The organism is Erwinia sp. TECH1 (assembly GCF_054057575.1).
Map to the genome: position 1 here is coordinate 3151303 of NZ_JBSRZK010000001.1, position 19476 is coordinate 3170778.

At 60.3% G+C, this 19476-nt stretch carries 11 protein-coding genes and 1 pseudogene; all 12 read left to right on the top strand.

Annotated features, from left to right (window positions below):
- The first annotated feature begins 268 nt into the window (after nucleotides 1-268).
- Nucleotides 269-1483, top strand: a complete 1215-nt coding sequence (locus tag ACVWZ0_RS14855) for an MdtA/MuxA family multidrug efflux RND transporter periplasmic adaptor subunit (protein ID WP_253460034.1) — start codon at nucleotides 269-271, stop codon at nucleotides 1481-1483.
- Nucleotides 1483-4603: pseudogene (locus tag ACVWZ0_RS14860) on the top strand (MdtB/MuxB family multidrug efflux RND transporter permease subunit). The gene ACVWZ0_RS14855 and the pseudogene ACVWZ0_RS14860 overlap by 1 nt, the downstream one beginning before the upstream one ends.
- Nucleotides 4600-7677: a multidrug efflux RND transporter permease subunit MdtC gene (gene mdtC, locus ACVWZ0_RS14865; protein WP_253460028.1), complete on the top strand. Its 3078-nt coding sequence runs from the start codon at nucleotides 4600-4602 to the stop codon at nucleotides 7675-7677. The pseudogene ACVWZ0_RS14860 and the gene mdtC overlap by 4 nt, the downstream one beginning before the upstream one ends.
- The gene (gene mdtD, locus ACVWZ0_RS14870) at nucleotides 7677-9080 is read left to right on the top strand and encodes a multidrug transporter subunit MdtD (RefSeq protein ID WP_253460026.1); all 1404 of its coding nucleotides are present in this window, start codon (nucleotides 7677-7679) and stop codon (nucleotides 9078-9080) included. Before mdtC ends, mdtD begins: the two co-directional genes overlap by 1 nt.
- Complete coding sequence (gene baeS, locus ACVWZ0_RS14875; protein ID WP_253460024.1) at nucleotides 9081-10472, top strand: envelope stress sensor histidine kinase BaeS; 1392 nt, start codon at nucleotides 9081-9083, stop codon at nucleotides 10470-10472.
- A gap of 26 nt (nucleotides 10473-10498) precedes the next feature.
- Nucleotides 10499-11206, top strand: coding sequence for an envelope stress response regulator BaeR (baeR, locus tag ACVWZ0_RS14880; RefSeq protein ID WP_253460022.1), 708 nt, complete (start codon nucleotides 10499-10501; stop codon nucleotides 11204-11206).
- A gap of 88 nt (nucleotides 11207-11294) precedes the next feature.
- On the top strand, nucleotides 11295-12635 hold the full coding sequence (gene trhP / locus ACVWZ0_RS14885) for a prephenate-dependent tRNA uridine(34) hydroxylase TrhP (RefSeq protein ID WP_253460020.1): 1341 nt from the start codon (nucleotides 11295-11297) through the stop codon (nucleotides 12633-12635).
- 244 nt (nucleotides 12636-12879) lie between these two features.
- Nucleotides 12880-13782: a lipid kinase YegS gene (gene yegS / locus ACVWZ0_RS14890; RefSeq protein WP_253460018.1), complete on the top strand. Its 903-nt coding sequence runs from the start codon at nucleotides 12880-12882 to the stop codon at nucleotides 13780-13782.
- Between the two features lie 492 nt (nucleotides 13783-14274).
- Entirely contained in the window at nucleotides 14275-15489 is a 1215-nt protein-coding gene (manD, locus tag ACVWZ0_RS14895) for a D-mannonate dehydratase ManD (protein ID WP_253460016.1), read from the top strand.
- Nucleotides 15490-15499: 10 nt separating this feature from the next.
- The gene (locus ACVWZ0_RS14900; protein WP_253460013.1) at nucleotides 15500-16510 is read left to right on the top strand and encodes a Zn-dependent oxidoreductase; all 1011 of its coding nucleotides are present in this window, start codon (nucleotides 15500-15502) and stop codon (nucleotides 16508-16510) included.
- Nucleotides 16511-16627: 117 nt separating this feature from the next.
- Nucleotides 16628-17911 (top strand): MFS transporter, encoded by a 1284-nt coding sequence (locus ACVWZ0_RS14905; RefSeq protein WP_253460011.1) that lies wholly within the window; start codon nucleotides 16628-16630, stop codon nucleotides 17909-17911.
- A 40-nt stretch (nucleotides 17912-17951) separates the two neighbouring features.
- A complete protein-coding gene (locus ACVWZ0_RS14910; protein WP_253460009.1) occupies nucleotides 17952-19409 on the top strand; it encodes a mannitol dehydrogenase family protein in 1458 nt (485 codons plus the stop codon).
- Nucleotides 19410-19476: the final 67 nt, after the last annotated feature.

The window sequence follows — 19476 nt, forward strand, 5'->3', positions numbered from 1 at the left end:
ATTGGAAGGGTTTCTGAAGTGACTATTAGCGTAGCAAATATCCACACGAGCCGTTTGTTGATTGACGGTACAGGCACGCCGGGGCAGGAATACTTACACTTGCTGAACGGTTATTCTTAATTCCTTCATTTTTATAATCGATAAATCCGTTAAAATTGAAATATTAAGCGTCTTCAGTCTCGGCCGGCCCCGGAAAACAGCCATGCTTTTCGACCGGCGAGATTGCTTTACCGACGCTAACTTTTGCCTTTGGAGAGCTGATAACAGGATGAACACCCGGCGCCGTTTTAAAATCATACTTGTGGTGCTCGCGGCTATCGCAGCGGGCGGACTTTACTGGTGGCACAGCCACGGCGAGCCGCAAAAAACAGCCGAACGCCCGCACGCTTCCGGCGGCGGTCGTAAAGCCGCAGGCGGCCCGCTGGCGCCGGTGCAGGCCGCCGCCGCCGCGCGTCAGAGCGTGCCGCAATACCTGACCGGGCTGGGCACCGTGGCCGCCGCCAATACCGTTACGCTGCGCAGCCGCGTCGATGGCGATCTGATGGCGCTTCACTTTACCGAAGGCCAGGAAGTTAAAGCGGGCCAGCTGCTGGCGGAAATCGATCCTCGCCCCTTCCAGGTCGCGCTGACGCAGGCGCAGGGCCAGCTGGCAAGAGATCAGGCGACGCTTGCCAACGCGCGTCGCGATCTGGCGCGGCTGGAGAAGCTGGTGAAAACCAACCTGGTTTCGCAGCAGGAGCTGGATACGCAGCGCGCGCTGGTCAGTGAAACCCTGGGCACGATCAAAGCGGACGAGGGCAGCGTTGCCAGCGCGCAGCTGAACCTGACCTACAGCCGCATCACCTCGCCCATTTCCGGCCGCGTCGGGCTGCGTCAGGTAGATATTGGCAACTATATCAGCAGCGGCGATACCAACGGCATCGTGGTGATCACCCAAACGCATCCTGTCGAGCTGGTGTTCAGCCTGCCTGAAAACCAGATCGAAACCCTGCTGAACGCGCAAAAATCCGGGCAGACGGTGCCGGTAGAAGCCTGGGACCGCAGCAACAAAACGCTGCTGGCGACCGGTTCGCTGCTGAGCATGGATAATCAGATCGACGTCACGACCGGTACGATTAAAGTCAAAGCGCAGTTCACTAATCAGGACGACCGCCTGTTTCCTAATCAGTTTGTCAACGCGCGTTTGCAGGTCAACACGCTGCACGACGCCATTGTTATCCCGGTAGCGGCGCTGCAAATGGGCAACGAGGGGCATTTTGTCTGGGTGGTTAACAGCGACGGCAAGGTCAGTAAAAAGACTATCACCGTCAGCGTGCAGGACAGCGAAAAAGCGATTGTGGATGCCGGACTGGATGAAGGCGAAAAAGTGGTGACCGACGGTATCGATCGCCTGACGGAAGGCGCCACGGTAGAAGTGGTCGCGCCGCAGGCCACGCCGCTGCCGGGCACCGGCACGCCGCCCGCTAAGGGAGCGCGCCAGTAATGCAGGTGATGCCTTCCAACCCCGGCGGCGGCCCTTCCCGCCAGTTTATTATGCGTCCGGTGGCAACCACGCTGCTGATGGTCGCTATCCTGCTGGCCGGTATTCTGGGCTACCGCTCGCTGCCCGTTTCGGCGCTGCCGGAGGTCGACTATCCCACCATTCAGGTGGTGACGCTCTACCCCGGCGCCAGCCCGGACGTGATGACCTCGGCCGTTACCGCGCCGCTGGAGCGCCAGTTCGGCCAGATGTCGGGCTTAAAGCAGATGGCTTCGCAGAGTTCCGGCGGCGCGTCGGTCGTGACGCTACAGTTTCAGCTAACGCTGCCGCTGGACGTGGCCGAGCAGGAGGTGCAGGCCGCCATCAACGCCGCGACCAATCTGCTGCCGTCCGATCTGCCAAACCCGCCGGTTTACAGCAAGGTGAACCCCGCCGATCCGCCGATCATGACGCTGGCCGTAACCACCACCAGTATGCCGATGACCCAGGTGCAGGATATGGTGGAGACGCGCGTGGCGCAGAAGATTTCGCAGGTTTCCGGCGTGGGGCTGGTGACGCTCGCGGGCGGCCAGCGGCCAGCGGTGCGGGTGAAGCTTAACGCGCAGGCGCTGGCCTCGCTGGGCTTAACCAGCGAAACGGTGCGCACCGCCATCAGCAGCGCCAACGTCAATTCGGCTAAAGGCAGTCTGGACGGCCCGGAGCGCTCGATTACGCTTTCCGCCAACGATCAGATGAAGTCGGCGGAAGATTATCGGCAGCTGATTATCAGCTGGCAGAACGGTGCGCCGGTGCGCCTGCGCGACGTCGCTACCGTGGAACAGGGAGCGGAAAACAGCTGGCTGGGCGCCTGGGCTAACCGCCAGCAGGCTATCGTGCTTAATATTCAGCGGCAGCCGGGCGCAAACATTATCACCACCGCCGACAGCATTCGCCAGATGCTGCCCGCGCTGACCGCCTCCCTGCCGAAGTCGGTCGAGGTCAAAGTGCTGACCGACCGCACCACCAATATTCGCGCCTCGGTCAACGACGTGCAGTTCGAGCTGATGCTGGCAATCGCGCTGGTGGTGATGATCATCTATCTGTTTCTGCGCAACGTGCCGGCAACGATTATTCCGGCGGTCGCGGTGCCGCTGTCGCTGGTCGGCACCTTTGCCGTGATCTACTTCCTCGGCTTCTCCGTCAATAACCTGACGCTGATGGCGTTGACCATCGCCACCGGCTTTGTGGTCGATGACGCTATCGTGGTAATTGAAAATATCTCCCGCTATATCGAAAAAGGCGAAAAGCCGCTGGACGCGGCGCTGAAGGGCGCGGGCGAGATCGGCTTTACCATTATCTCACTGACCTTCTCGCTGATTGCGGTGCTGATCCCGCTGCTGTTTATGGGCGATATCGTCGGCAGGCTGTTCCGCGAGTTTGCCGTTACGCTGGCGGTATCAATCCTGATTTCCGCCGTGGTGTCGCTGACGCTGACGCCGATGATGTGCGCGCGGATGCTCAGCGTGGAATCCTTGCGCAAGCAGAACCGCTTTTCGCGCGCCAGCGAGGCGATGTTCGATCGCGTCATTGCCGCCTATGGCCGCTTTCTCAAGCGCGTGCTGGATCACCAGTGGCTGACGCTTGGCGTGGCGCTCGGCACGCTGGCCATCACCGTGCTGCTGTGGATAGCTATCCCGAAAGGCTTTTTCCCCTTGCAGGATAACGGCATTATTCAGGGCACGGTGCAGGCGCCGCAGTCGGTTTCCTGGGCCAGCATGGCGCAGCGCCAGCAGCAGGTCGCGTCGATTATTATGAAAGATCCGGCGGTACAGAGCCTGACCTCGTTTGTCGGCGTGGACGGCACCAATCCGGCGCTGAACAGCGGACGGCTGCAAATCAACCTTAAGCCGCTGGACGAGCGTGAGGATCGCATTCCGGCGGTGATTGCCCGTTTACAGCAGGCGGTCGCCGCCCTGCCCGGCATTAATCTTTATCTTCAGCCGGTGCAGGATCTCACCATCGATACCCAGCTCAGCCGCACGCAGTATCAGTTTACGCTGCAAACCGGCTCGCTGGATTCGCTGAGCCTGTGGGTGCCGAAGCTCACCGAGGCGCTGAACCAGCTGCCACAGCTAAAGGATGTCAGCAGCGACTGGCAGGATCGCGGGCTGGAAGCCTATATCAAGGTGGATCGCGATAACGCCAGCCGTCTTGGCATCAGCATGGCGGACGTCGACAACGCGCTCTATAACGCCTTTGGTCAGCGGCTGATCTCCACTATCTATACCCAGGCCAGCCAGTATCGCGTGGTGCTGGAAAACGATATTTCCGCCACGCCGGGCCTGGCCGCGCTGGAATCGATTCGCCTGACCAGCACCGACGGCGGCAGCGTGCCGCTCAGCGCTATTGCCAGCGTGGAGCAGCGTCACGGCGCGTTAAGCATCAATCATCTGGATCAGTTCCCTTCCACCACCTTCTCGTTTAACGTCCGCGACGGCTATTCGCTGGAGGAGGCGGTGAACGCCATTACTCAGGCTGAACAGACGATGGCAATGCCCGCCGAGATCGTCACGAAGTTCCAGGGCAGCACGCTGGCGTTTCAGGCGGCGCTCTCCAGCACCGTCTGGCTGATCGTGGCCGCCGTGGTGGCGATGTATATCGTGCTGGGCGTGCTGTATGAAAGTTTTATCCATCCGATCACCATTCTTTCCACGCTGCCGACGGGCGGGCGTCGGCGCGCTGCTGGCGCTGATGCTCAGCGGCAACGAGCTGGATGTGATCGCTATCATCGGCATCATCCTGCTGATCGGCATCGTGAAGAAAAACGCCATTATGATGATTGACTTCGCGCTGGCGGCGGAGCGCGAACAGGGCATGACGCCTTATGACGCGATCTATCAGGCCTGCCTGCTGCGCTTCCGGCCGATCCTGATGACCACGCTGGCGGCGCTGCTGGGCGCGCTGCCGCTGATGCTGAGCACCGGCGTCGGTGCCGAGCTGCGGCATCCGCTGGGCGTGGCGATGGTGGGCGGCCTGATCGTCAGCCAGGTGCTGACGCTGTTCACCACGCCGGTCATCTATCTGCTGTTCGATCGCCTGGCGCAGGCCGCCCGTCGTCGCCTGCCGTCGAAGGAGGCGCAGTGAAATTTTTTGCGCTGTTTATTCACCGTCCGGTCGCCACTATTCTGCTGACCATCGCCATCGCGCTGGCGGGCGCGCTGAGCTTTCGCCTGCTGCCGGTCGCGCCGCTGCCGCAGGTCGATTTCCCGGTGATTTTAATCTCCGCTTCGCTGCCCGGCGCATCGCCGGAGACGATGGCTTCGTCAGTGGCCACGCCGCTGGAGCGGTCGCTGGGCCGCATCGCGGGCGTCAGCGAGATGACCTCCACCAGCTCGCTGGGCAGCACGCGCATCATTCTGGTTTTTGATTACGATCGCGATATCAACGGCGCGGCGCGCGACGTGCAGGGCGCGATCAACGCGGCGCAAAGCCTGCTGCCGACGGGGATGCCGAGCCGGCCGACCTGGCGCAAAATCAACCCTTCCGACGCGCCGATTATGATTATGACGCTGACGTCGGATGCCTGGTCGCAGGGCGATCTGTACGACTACGCCTCTACCCAGCTGGCGCAGAAGCTGGCGCAGATCGAGGGCGTGGGCGACGTCTCCGTAGGCGGCAGCTCGCTGCCAGCGGTGCGCGTGGATCTGAATCCGCAGGCGCTGTTTAACCAGGGCGTGTCGCTGGACGCGGTGCGCACGGCTATCAGCAACGCCAACCAGCGCAGGCCACAGGGCGCGATTGAAGACAGCCATCAACGCTGGCAGATCAAAACCAACGACGAGCTGAAAACGGCGGCGGAGTATCAGCCGCTGATCGTGCACTACAGCAACGGCGCGGCGGTGCGGCTCCAGGATGTCGCCAACGTCACCGACTCGGTGCAGGACGTGCGCAACGCCGGGATGGCCAACGCTAAACCGGCGATTTTGCTGCTGATCCGCAAGCTGCCCGAAGCCAATATTATCGATACCGTCGATCGTATTCGCGCGGCGGTGCCGGAGCTGCGCAACAGCATTCCCGCCTCCATTCAGCTGGATGTCGCGCAGGATCGCTCACCAACTATCCGCGCGTCGCTGGCCGAAGTGGAACAGTCGCTGGTTATTTCCGTCGGGCTGGTAATCCTGGTGGTGTTCGCCTTCTTGCGTTCGGGCCGCGCCACGCTGATCCCTGCCGTTGCCGTGCCGGTATCGCTGATCGGCACCTTTGCCGCCATGTATCTCTGCGGCTTCAGCCTCAACAACCTGTCGCTGATGGCGCTGACGGTGGCGACGGGGTTTGTGGTGGATGACGCCATCGTGGTGCTGGAAAATATTTCCCGCCACGTGGAGGCGGGCATGAAGCCGATTCAGGCCGCGCTGCAGGGAACGCGCGAGGTCGGCTTTACCGTGCTGTCGATGAGCCTGTCGCTGGTGGCGGTGTTCCTGCCGTTGCTGATGCTCGGCGGGCTGATTGGCCGCTTTTTCCGCGAGTTCGCCGTGACGCTCTCCGTCTCCATTATCATTTCGCTGCTGATCTCGGTGACGCTGACGCCGATGATGTGCGGCCGCCTGCTGAAAGCGCATCCCCGCCGCGAGCAGCCGCGCCTGCGCGGTTTCGGCCGCGTGCTGACGGGCATTCAGCAGGGCTACGGCCGCTCGCTGAACTGGGTGCTGAACCATTCGCGCTGGACGCTGCTGGTGTTTATCGCCACCATCGGCCTGACCATGTACCTGTACGTCGTGGTGCCGAAAACCTTTATGCCAGAGCAGGATACCGGGCGGCTGATGGGCTTTATCCAGGCGGATCAGAGCATCTCTTTCCAGTCGATGCGCGGCAAGCTGGAAGATTTTATGAAAATCGTCCGTGACGATCCGGCGGTGGAAAGCGTGGTCGGCTTTACCGGCGGCTCGCGCACCAACAGCGGCTCAATGTTTATTTCGCTTAAACCGCTCAGCGAACGCAGCGACAGCGCCCAGGCGGTGATCGCCCGGCTACGCGGCAAGCTGGCGAAAGAACCGGGCGCGAGCCTGTTTTTAATGGCGGTACAGGATTTAAGAGTGGGCGGGCGCGAGTCGAACGCGGGCTATCAGTACACGCTGCTGTCGGACGATCTGGACGATTTGCGCAGCTGGGAGCCGAAAATTCGTCAGGCGTTTTCTAAGCTGCCCGAGCTGGCGGACGTTAACTCCGATCAGCAGGACAAAGGCGCCGAGATGGCGCTGGTTTACGATCGCACCCGCATGGCGCAGCTGGGCATCAACGTCGCCGACGCCAACAGCCTGCTGAATAACGCCTTCGGCCAGCGGCAGATCTCCACCATTTACCAGCCGCTGAATCAGTATAAGGTGGTGATGGAGGTCGACCCGCGCTATACCCAGGACGTCAGCTCGCTGGATCTGATGTACGTGATCAACAACGACGGCAAGGCGATTCCGCTTTCCGGCTTTGCGAAGTGGCAGCCCGCCAACGCGCCGCTGTCGGTGAACCATGAGGGGCTTTCCGCCGCTTCGACGGTGTCGTTTAACCTGCCGGAAGGCGTCTCGCTTTCTCAGGCGTCCGAGGCTATCGAGCGCAGCATGACCGCGCTGGGCGTACCGTCCAGCGTGCGCGGCAGCTTTGCCGGCACGGCGCAGATCTTTCAGGAGACGCAAAGCAGCCAGCTGTGGCTGATCCTGGCCGCCATCGCCACCGTTTATATCGTGCTGGGCATTCTTTACGAGAGCTATGTGCATCCGCTGACTATCCTCTCCACCCTGCCCTCTGCGGGCGTGGGCGCGCTGCTGGCGCTGGAGCTGTTTGGCGCGCCCTTCAGCCTGATTGCGCTGATCGGCATTCTGCTGCTGATCGGCATCGTGAAAAAGAACGCTATCATGATGGTCGACTTCGCGCTGGATGCGCAGCGCAACGGTAATCTGAGCGCGCGCGAGGCAATCTTCCAGGCCAGCCTGCTGCGCTTCCGCCCTATTATGATGACCACGCTGGCGGCGCTGTTGGGCGCGCTGCCGCTGGTGCTGACCACGGGCGACGGCGCGGAGCTGCGCCAGCCGCTGGGGATCACCATCGTCGGCGGCCTGGTGATGAGCCAGCTGCTGACGCTCTACACCACGCCGGTGGTTTATCTCTATATGGATAAGCTGCGCAGAAAACCGGCCGCGCGCAGGCGCGCAGGCGCGACCGGCTGATGGAGACGCTTCCGGCCGGCGTGCGCTGGCAGCTGTGGATTGTGGCGTTCGGCTTCTTTATGCAGTCGCTGGACACCACTATCGTCAACACCGCGCTGCCCGCGATGGCGCACAGCCTGCACCAGGATCCGCTGCAGATGCATTCGGTGGTGGTTTCCTACGTGCTGACCGTCGCGGTGATGCTGCCGGTCAGCGGCTGGCTGGCCGATCGCTTCGGCGTGCGCAATATCTTCTTCAGCGCCATCGTGCTGTTCAGCGTTGGTTCGCTGTTCTGCGCGCTCTCCTCCACGCTTGACCAGCTAATCGCCTCGCGCGTGCTGCAAGGATTAGGCGGCGCGATGATGGTGCCGGTCGGCAGGCTGACGGTGATGAAGCTGGTGCCGCGCGCGCAGTATATGGCCGCGATGACCTTTGTGACGCTGCCGGGCCAGATCGGGCCGCTGCTGGGGCCGGTTCTGGGTGGCGCGCTGGTGCAGTACGCCAGCTGGCACTGGATTTTCCTGCTGAACCTGCCGGTCGGCCTGGCGGGCGCGGCGGCAACGCTGCTGCTGCTGCCCGATCTGCGCCTGCCGCGCCGCCGCTTTGACTTTCGCGGTTTTCTGCTGCTGGCCGCAGGCATGGCGACGCTGACGCTGGCGCTGGACGGCTCGCGCGGCGCCGTTTTTTCTCCGCTGCTGCTCTGTTTGTTTATCCTGACGGGCGTCCTGGCCCTGCTGTCCTATCTGCTCTATGCCCGCGCCAACGACCAGGCGCTGTTCAGCCTGAAGCTGTTCGACAACCGTATTTATTCTGTCGGCCTGTTGGGCAGCCTTACCGGGCGGATCGGCAGCGGCATGCTGCCTTTTATGACGCCGATCTTCCTGCAGGTCGGCATGGGCTATACCCCTTTTCACGCGGGGCTGATGATGATCCCGATGGTGCTGGGCAATATGGGCATGAAGCGCATTGTGGTGCAGATCGTTAACCGTTTCGGCTACCGTAACGTGCTGGTCGGCGCTACCGTCGCCCTGGCGCTGGTGGTGCTGCAGTTCCCGGTGACGGCGCTGCTTGGCTGGGAGGCGCTGCTGCCGCTGGTGCTGTTCCTTCAGGGCATGGTTAACGCCATTCGTTTTTCGGCCATGAACACGCTAACGCTGAAGGATTTGCCGGACGAGCTGGCCAGCAGCGGCAACAGCCTGCTGTCGATGGTAATGCAGCTGTCGACGAGCGTGGGCGTCACGCTGGCCGGGCTGCTGCTCGGCACCTTTGCTGCTCAACAGTCGCAGCCTGAGCTGATGCAGCAGGCCTTTATTTCAACCTGGATCTGTATGGCGGCGGTGATTGTTCTGCCCGCGCTGGTGTTTCGCCACGTGCCGCCAGACGTCACCAAAAACGTGGTGCTGAGCCGTCGGAGAAAGCCCTGAATGTTTGCAAAATTACGTATCGGCATCACCGCCAAGCTGTTTATCGCTATTTTTTCCACCTGTATGCTGGTGCTGATCACCATGCACTGGGGCGTGCGCCTCAGCTTTGAGCACGGCTTTATCGACTATATCAAAAAAGGCAACGAGCAGCGGCTGGGGCTGCTGAGCGACGCGCTGGCCGATCAGTACGAGCAGCACGGCAACTGGGACTTTCTGCGCCATAACAACAAGCTGGTGTTTCAGATCCTGCATTCGCTGGAGCAGAACCCGGAGGCGAATAATCAGCTGCCGCCGCACGGCTGGCGCACGCAGTTCTGGATCATCGATCAGCAATATCGCGTGATGATGGGGCCGCGCGGGCCGGTGCCGCCGGAAGGCACCCGCCGCAGCATTACCACCAGCAGCGGCCATATCGTGGGCTGGGTGATCGGCTCGCCGCCGGAAAGGCTGACCCGCAGCGCGGATATTAACTTCGATCAGCAGCAGAAGCGCACCAGCTGGATGATTGTCGGCCTGACCATGCTGCTGGCGGCGCTGGTGACCTGGCTGATGTCGCGCGGCCTGCTCGCGCCGGTGAAAAGGCTGGTCGAGGGCACGCATCACCTGGCCGCCGGGGATTTCGCCACGCGCGTTAAGGCCGACAGCCGCGACGAGCTGGGCCGCCTGGGCCAGGATTTTAACCGCCTGGCCAGCACGCTGGAGAAAAACGAAAGTATGCGGCGCGCTTTTATGGCGGATATTTCGCACGAGCTGCGCACGCCGCTGGCGATCCTGCGCGGCGAGCTGGAGGCCATTCAGGACGGCGTGCGCAAGCTGACGCCGGAGTCAATTGTCTCCCTACAGGGTGAAGTCGCGACGCTGACCAAGCTGGTGGAGGACGTGCATCAGCTTTCACTCTCTGACGAAGGCGCGCTGGCCTATCGCCGCAGCGATATCGATCTGGTGCCGCTGCTGGAAATGGTCGCCGCGAATTTTGCGGGACGCTACCAAAGCCGACATCTGACTTTGCAGCTTCGCCTGCCCGATTCCGCGCCGCTGTTTGGCGATCCGGATCGCCTGATGCAGCTGTTCACCAACCTGATGGAAAACAGCCTGCGCTATACCGATGCGGGCGGCGGCCTGGTGGTGACGCTGCGCGCGGAACAGGGCCAGCAAATCATTGATTTTGAAGACAGCGCGCCGGGCATTACCGACGAGCAGCGCGAGCAGATTTTTGAGCGTTTCTACCGGGCGGAAAGCTCGCGCAACCGCGCCAGCGGCGGTTCCGGCCTGGGGCTGGCCATCTGTCAGAATATCGTAGAGGCGCACGAGGGCGCGATCAAAGCGGATCACTCTGCTGCCGGTGGCCTTAAAATTACGGTACACTTACCCGCAAGACTAACCCGGGCGTAATGCGCCTGCTTGCAAAGAAGAGTGTCATGAATCAGGAACCGCTTAGCCCACTGATCCTGGTGGTTGAGGATGAACCCAAGCTCGGCCAGCTGCTGGTCGATTATTTGCAGGCCGCCAATTACCGCACGCATCATCTGCTGCGCGGCGATGAAGTGCTGGAATGGGTTAAGCAGACGCCGCCGGATCTGATGCTGCTGGATTTAATGCTGCCGGGCGTGGATGGCCTGACGCTGTGCCGCGAGCTGCGCCGTTTCTCCGATCTGCCGGTGATTATGGTTACCGCCAGAATGGAAGAGATCGACCGGCTGTTGGGGCTGGAGATTGGCGCCGACGACTATATCTGCAAGCCCTTCAGCCCGCGTGAAGTGGTCGCGCGGGTGAAAACTATTCTCAAGCGCTGCAAGCGTACGCCGGAAGAGGCGCAAAAAGCGTCGCTGCTGGTGGTGGATGAAGCGCGTTTTCAGGCCAGCTGGAACAGCACGCCGCTGGAGCTGACGCCCGCCGAGTTTCGCCTGCTGAAAACGCTGGCGCACGAGCCAGGCAAAGTCTTTTCGCGCGAGATGCTGCTGAACCATCTCTATGACGATTATCGCGTGGTGACCGACCGCACTATCGACAGCCATATCAAGAATCTGCGCCGCAAGCTGGAGGCGCTGGATGCCGATCAGCCCTTTATCCGCGCGGTCTACGGCATGGGCTACCGCTGGGAAGCGGACGTGTGCCGCTTGATCTAGCGCAATTTACATTCCTGCCGCCAGCTTTTACAATCCCCGCACATTTTGTAAGGCCGTCAGACGGCCTTATGCCAGGATTGAGACCTCTATGTTTAAACCAGAACTGCTTTCTCCCGCCGGCTCGCTGAAAAATATGCGCTACGCCTTTGCCTATGGCGCGGACGCCGTCTATGCCGGTCAGCCTCGCTACAGCCTGCGCGTGCGCAACAATGAGTTCAACCACGAAAATCTGGCTATCGGCATCAGTGAAGCGCACGCGCAGGGAAAGCGATTCTACGTCGTGGTGAATATCGCGCCGCATAACGCCAAGCTGAAAACCTTTATCCGCGATCTGACGCCCGTCGTGGCGATGGGGCCGGACGCGCTGATTATGTCCGATCCCGGTTTAATTATGATGGTGCGCGATGCCTTCCCGGAGATGGACGTTCACCTTTCCGTGCAGGCCAACGCGGTCAACTGGGCCACGGTCAGGTTCTGGCAGCAGATGGGGCTGACGCGCGTTATCCTCTCGCGCGAGCTTTCGCTGGAGGAGATCGCCGAAATCCGCGAGCGCGTGCCGGAAATGGAACTGGAAATTTTCGTGCACGGCGCGCTCTGCATGGCCTATTCCGGCCGCTGCCTGCTTTCCGGCTATATCAACAAGCGCGACCCGAATCAGGGCACCTGCACCAACGCCTGCCGCTGGGAATATAAGGTGCAGGAAGGCAAAGAGGATGAAATCGGCAATATCGTGCACCAGTATCAGCCCATTCCGGTAAAAAACGTCGAGCCGACGCTGGGCGTGGGCCAGCCAACCGACAAAGTCTTTATGATTGAGGAAGCCATGCGTCCCGGCGAGTATATGACCGCCTTTGAGGATGAGCACGGCACCTATATTATGAACTCCAAAGATCTGCGCGCGGTGGCGCACGTGGAGCAGCTGACGAAGATGGGCGTGCACTCGCTGAAAATTGAAGGCCGTACCAAATCGCATTATTACTGCGCCCGCACCGCGCAGGTTTATCGTCGCGCCATCGATGACGCCGCCGCAGGCAAACCCTTCGATGCCTCCCTGCTGGAAACGCTGGAAGGCCTGGCCCATCGCGGCTATACGGAAGGCTTTTTACGCCGCCACACGCATGACAGCTACCAGACTTACGACCGCAGCTTCTCCGCTTCCGAGCGCCAGCAGTTTGTCGGCGAGTTTACCGGCGAACGCCGTGGCGACATGGCGCTGGTCGAAGTAAAAAACAAGTTCAGCCTGGGCGACAGCCTGGAGCTGATGACGCCGGCAGGCAACGTCAATTTCCGCCTGGAGCAGATGGAAAATCAAAAAGGCCAACCGACCAGCGTCGCGCCGGGCAACGGCCACTTTGTCTGGATCCCGGTGCCGGAAGCGATCGACCTCGCTTTCGCGCTGCTGATGCGCAATTTTCCTGAATCGGCATAACGTTCAGGGTGCTAAAAGTTTCCTGACGTGACTTTTAGAATGCCATCACATTCCGGCGCGCCGTTTCCGGTTATGATGCACGGGCCTCGAATGAAAAATTCTAAATAGCGGTTTTTAAAACCACCTCCTGGCCCGCCCGGCTCGCCGAGCGGGCCTTTCTTTTAGCCACGGTTTTTTCCACCGATGGTCGGATGTGCTATAACAGAAGCTCGTCTGGCTAAGGCCATTTTGACAGGAAAAGAAGATGGACCAACAATCGCTTACGCTGGTAATCCTTAATGGTAAAGGTGCAGGTAATGAGGAACTGCGCGAAGCTATTCTGTCGCTGCGCGAGGAAGGACTGCAGATTGAAGTCCGCGTTACCTGGGAACACGGCGATGGCGAACGCTTCGTCAAAGAGGCGGTAGATCTGCACGCGGCGACCGTAGTTGCGGGCGGCGGCGACGGCACGATTAACGAAATCGCTACCGCGCTGGCGGGCGTGGATGCGCCGCTACGTCCGGTATTGGGGATTATTCCCCTCGGCACCGCCAACGATTTCGCCACCAGCGCGGGCATACCTGAAGAGATGGAGCACGCGCTGCGTCTGGCTATCGTCGGCAAGGCCACCTCCGTCGATCTGGCGCGGGTTAATCAGGATCGCTACTTTATCAATATGGCGACCGGCGGCTTCGGCACGCGTATTACCACCGAAACGCCGGAGAAGCTCAAATCGGCGCTGGGCGGCGTCTCTTATCTGATCCACGGCCTGCTGCGCATGGATACGCTTAAGGCGGACAGCTGCGAACTGCGCGGCCCGGATTTTAGCTGGCAGGGCGACGCGCTGGTGATCGGCATCGGCAACGGACGCCAGGCGGGCGGCGGCCAGCGGCTCTGTCCGACCGCGCTGATCAACGACGGCCGGCTGGAGCTGACCATTGTCACCTCAAAAGAAATTTTGCCGACGCTGTTTAACTCGCTGACCGGCGGCGATGATGAAAATCCAAACATCATTCGCGCTTCGCTGCCGTGGCTGGAAATTACCTCGCCAAACGAGATGGCCTTTAATCTTGATGGCGAACCGCTGCGCGGCACCACTTTCCATATTGAGATTTTGCCCGCCGCGCTGGCCTGCCGCCTGCCGCCTTCCTGCGAGCTTCTGGCCTGACCGACCGGGGCCATTGCGCCCCGGTTTTGGACAGCGATGCATAAAGGCGAAGGCAGGCTTTTAGCCTTGTCCCACGCAGGCCGCCAGCCTGAACGTTCAGGGCGACCGGCGCTGACCGCAAGCCTTAGCGTTCAGGACGACCGGCGCTGACCGCCAGCCTTAACGTTCAGGGCGACCAGCGCAGGCCACCAGCCTTAACGTTCAGAGCGACCGGCGCTGACCGCCAGCCTTAACGTTCAGCGCGAACCGGCGCGCGCCCTCTTCCGCCGTTACCGATCTTATCTCCTGCCGCATAGCGGCGCCGTTTCCGTCTGGATGCTGAAAAGCGCGCTTCCGGTGGATCCGGCATCGGCTTCCGCCAGCAAAAATGCCCCTCTGCTCATAACAATGCTTTCACAAGTGTGATCGCTATCGGAGTTTCGTCCCCTGCAACTTGTATGGTAGTACGCCAGAACGTATTTTCTCCTCATTCTCTTCACCAGGACGACAAGAATGAAAATTGTAAAAGCGGAAGTCTTTGTTACCTGCCCCGGCAGGAACTTCGTTATGGTTAAGATCACCACGGATCAGGGGCTGACCGGCATCGGCGACGCCACGCTGAACGGCCGCGAGCTGCCGGTGGCCTCCTATCTGAAAGATCACGTTTGCCCGCAGCTGATCGGTCGCAACGCGCATCAGATCGAGGACATCTGGCAATATTTCTATAAAGGCGCCTACTGGCGTCGCGGCCCAGTGACCATGTCTGCCATTTCGGCTGTCGATCAGGCACTGTGGGACATCAAAGGCAAAGCGGCCAATATGCCGGTCTACCAGCTGCTGGGCGGCGCCTCGCGCGAGGGCGTGATGGTTTACTGTCACACCACCGGCCACAGCATTGATGAAGTCATGGACGACTACGCAAAGCATAAAGAGATGGGCTTTAAGGCTATCCGCGCGCAGTGCGGCGTGCCGGGCATGAAAACCACCTACGGGATGGCCAAAGGCAAGGGCCTGGCCTACGAGCCGGCCACCAAAGGCGACTGGCCGGAAGAGCAGCTCTGGTCTACGGAAAAATACCTCGATTTTACCCCTAAACTGTTTGCCGCCATTCGCGACAGGTTCGGTTTTAATGAGCATCTGCTGCATGATATGCACCACCGCCTGACGCCGATTGAGGCCGCCCGCTTTGGTAAAAGCGTGGAAGATTACCGTCTGTTCTGGATGGAGGATCCGACGCCTGCCGAAAATCAGGAATGTTTCCGCCTGATCCGCCAGCACACCGTTACGCCGATTGCGGTAGGCGAAGTCTTCAACAGCATCTGGGACTGCAAGCAGCTGATAGAAGAGCAGCTGATCGACTATATCCGTACCACCATCACCCATGCGGGCGGCATTACCGGTATGCGCCGCATCGCCGATTTCGCTTCGCTTTATCAGGTACGTACCGGTTCGCACGGCCCGTCCGATCTGTCGCCAATCTGCATGGCGGCCGCGCTGCATTTTGACCTTTGGGTACCGAACTTCGGCGTGCAGGAATATATGGGCTATTCCGAACAGATGATGGAAGTGTTCCAGCACAGCTGGACTTTTGAAGACGGCTATATGCATCCGGGCGATAAACCGGGCCTGGGCATTGAGTTTGACGAGAAGCTGGCGGCGAAATACCCCTATGAGCCTGCCTACCTGCCGGTAGCCCGCCTTGAAGACGGCACTTTATGGAACTGGTGAGGAAAATAAAATGAAAAGCGTCGTTATTGCTAAACCCGGCGAGCTGGTAATTGAGGAGCGCGCCTTACCGGAGCCAGCCGCTGGCGAAGTACGGGTAAAAATAGCCTATGCCAGCATCTGCGGTTCAGACGTGCATATCTGGCACGGCCACAATCCTTTCGCCCGCTATCCGCGCGTGATCGGCCACGAGTTTTTTGGCGTGATCGAGGCAGCAGGCCCGGGCGTAGAGGCATCGCGCGTTGGCGAGCGCGTAGCGGTCGATCCGGTGGTCAGCTGCGGCCACTGCTATCCCTGCTCCGTTGGTCGCCCCAACGTTTGTAGCGAGCTACAGGTGATCGGCGTCCACCGCGACGGCGGTTTTAGCGACTATGCCGTCGTACCGGCGCGCAACGCTTACGTGGTGCCGCCATCGATCCCCGATAAGCTCGCCAGCCTGATCGAGCCTTTTACCATCGCCGCCAATATCTGTGCTTTCCTGAAGCCCGTGCCGGACGATGTTGCGCTGATCTTCGGGGCCGGCCCGATGGGCTTAACCGCTATCCAGGCGCTGAAAGGCGTATTCAACGTGCGTAACGTCATTGTGGCGGACAGGCTGCCGGAAAGGCTGACGATGGCGCAAGAAAACGGCGCGGATACCGTGCTGGATAACAGCGAGATCCCGCTGGCTGCCCAGCTGGAAGGGGTCAAGCCAACGCTGATTATCGATGCCGCCTGCCATCCCGCTATTCTGGCCGAAGCCGTCGCGCTCGCTTCGCCAGCGGCGCGTATCGGGCTACTGGGTTTTTCCGGCGAGCCGTGCACCGTAACGCAGCAAAGCCTGACCAGCAAAGAGCTCTCCCTGTTTACCTCAAGGCTGAATAGCCACCGTTTCCCTCAGGTGATCGAGTGGATGGAAAAACGCCTGATCCAGCCAGAAAAGCTGGTCACGCATTATCTGCCGCTGAGCGAGGTGGAGGCAGCGATGACGCTGTTTGAAAAAGATCCGCGCAGCTGCTGCAAAGTTGTCCTTAAAGTCAGTTAACGAACGCCGGGCTTAACGGTCAGGGCGGTAGTCGGTAAGGGAGGGCCAGCCTCCCGTTACCAGGCTCCCTGAGTCGTCAAGAGAATCACTTAAAACCATAAGAAATAAGGATTTTATATGTTCAAGCATCTCCGCTGGACTATCGTACTCCTGCTGTTTCTGGTCTACATGATCAACTATCTCGATCGTGTGGCGCTCTCTCTGACCGTGCCGATGATTGAAAAAGATCTGTTGCTGAACGCCGAACAGTTCGGTTTGATTTTCGGCAGCTTTTTCTTTGGCTATGCGATTTTCAACTTTGTTGGCGGCCTGGCCACCGATAAATATGGCCCGACGCTGGTGCTGGGGATTGCCGTCGGCCTGTGGTCGCTGTTCTGCGGCTTTACCGCGCTGGCTACCGGCTTCTGGTCGATGCTGATCCTGCGGGTGCTGTTTGGCATGGCCGAAGGGCCGATCTGCGCCTCGGCGAATAAGGCGATCAACGGCTGGTTTCCTAAAAAACAGGCCGCGACCGCGATGGGCTTTCTCAGCGCCGGTTCGCCGCTGGGCGGCGCGGTAGCCGGCCCGATTATCGGCTATCTGGCGCTGGCCTTCGGCTGGCGGCCGGCGTTTATGATTATTTGCTCTATTGGTATCGTCTGGATGGTGGCGTGGTTCTTTATCGCCGCGGATAACCCGTTAAAAAGCCGCCTTGTCAGCGCGCGCGAGCGTGAGCTGATTGCCAGTCTGAAAGCGGAGCAAACCACGCCGGACGAAGAGCTGGCGCAGGCGTCCCACGGCCTGGGCTACTATCTGCGCCAGCCGATTATCCTGGTGACCGCCTTTGCCTTCTTCTGCTACAACTATATTCTGTTTTTCTTCCTGAGCTGGTTCCCGGCCTATCTGGTGCAGGCGCATAACCTTGATATCAAATCGATGAGTATGACTACGGTGATCCCCTGGGTGGTGGGGTTCGTCGGGCTGGCGCTGGGCGGCTTAATCTCCGACAAAATCTTTAAGGTCACCGGTAAGCTCCTGCTCTCCAGAAAAATTGTGCTGGTGGTGTCGCTGCTGGCCGCCGCTATCTGCGTCGCTTTCGCCGGCTCGGTAAAAGGGGTTTATCCGGCCGTTATCCTGATGTCGGTCTCTATCTTTTTCCTCTATATCACCGGGGCTATCTACTGGGCGATTATTCAGGATGTGGTGCATAAAAGCCGCGTCGGCAGCATCAGCGGCTTTATCCACCTGATCGGCAGCCTTTCCGGCATTATCGGCCCTGTCGTTACCGGCTATATCGTGCACCACACCGGCAAGTTCGACAGCGCTTTCGTGCTGGCCGGCGTGATTGCCGCCGTGGGCGCTGTGCTGGTACTGCTGGTGATCAAAAGCCCAAAAAACGCGGCGGCGCGAGTTTCCGTCTGACTGGCGCATTGCGGCGCCTTTTATTTGATAAGGATTTATCATGTTACTTGTCGATGTGTTACCTGAAGGCACCCTCCTCCCGCGTTACGATCGTAGCGCGCTGCGTACGCGTATCGTGCATTTTGGCTTCGGCGCTTTCCATCGCGCTCATCAGGCCGTGTGTACCGACAGGCTGGCCGCCGAGCAGCAAAGCGACTGGGGCTATTGCGAATGCCAGCTTAACAGCGGCGATCTGATTAAAGCGCTGCGCGGGCAGGATTGTCTCTACAGCGTAACGGAAAAAACCGCCGACGAGTTGCGCACCCGCGTGGTTGGCGTGGTCAAAGAAGCGCTCTTTGCGCGCGAAGACGGCGTCGAGCGCGTTATTACCGCGCTCTGCCAGCCGGACGTGGCGATTGTCTCCGCCACCATCACGGAAAAAGGCTACTGCTACCAGCCTGCCAGCGGCGAGCTAAACCTGACGCATCCGTCCATTGTGCATGACCTGGCTCATCCTGAGCAGCCTGTTTCTTTTCCGGGGATCGTGCTGGCGGCCATCAGACGTCGGCGCGCGCTCGGCCTGCCGCCCTTCAGCGTGATGTCCTGCGACAATATGCCGGAAAACGGTCGGGTAACGCGCAACGTCATCACGCAGCTGGCGCAGCAGCAGGAGCCGGCGCTGGCCGACTATATCCGTAAACACCTTACCTTCCCTTCCACTATGGTGGACCGCATCGTGCCCGCCATGACGCCGGAAGCCTTTGACGAACTGAGCCGCAAGCTGGGCTGCGCCGATCCGGTGGGCGTCGAATGCGAGCCTTTTTTCCAGTGGGTCATTGAAGATAATTTTGTGAATGGTCGCCCGGCATGGGAAAAAGCGGGCGCGGAGCTGGTGGCGGACGTCCTGCCGTTTGAGGAGATGAAGCTGCGGATGCTCAACGGCAGCCATTCGCTGCTGGCCTACCTCGGCTATCTGGCTGGCTATGAGCATATCAGCGACTGTATGGACGATCCTTACTACCTCAAGGCCGCCCGCAGCCTGATGCTGGATGAGCAGGCGCCCACGCTGAGCACTAAAAATGTGGATCTGACAGCCTATGCGGATTCGCTGATCGCGCGTTATCGCAACCGGGCGATTAAGCACCGCACTTATCAGATCGCTACCGACGGCACGCAAAAGCTGCCGCAGCGCTGGCTGGACAGTATTCGCTGGCATCTGGCTAACGGCAGCGATTTTACGCTGCTGGCGCTGGGCGTGGCAGGCTGGATACGCTTTGTTGGCGGCGTGGATGAGCAGGGCAAGCCAATCGTCATTAACGATCCGCTGCGTGCGGAGCTGGCGCAGCGGGTAAACGACAGTCAGGAAGGCGATGAGCGCGTCGCCGCTCTGCTCTCGCTGCGGGCTGTTTTTGGCGAGGATCTGCCCGATAATTCGCTGTTCCGCGAAAAAGTCGGCCATTACTACGCGCTGTTACTGAAGTTGGGCGCGAAAGAAACGGTCAGGCAGGTTATCGGCTGACCGCCGCTTAATGGCAAAAGAACTGGCGCTGGCGCAGCAGGCTGATTAGACTGGCTGTTTCCAGCGT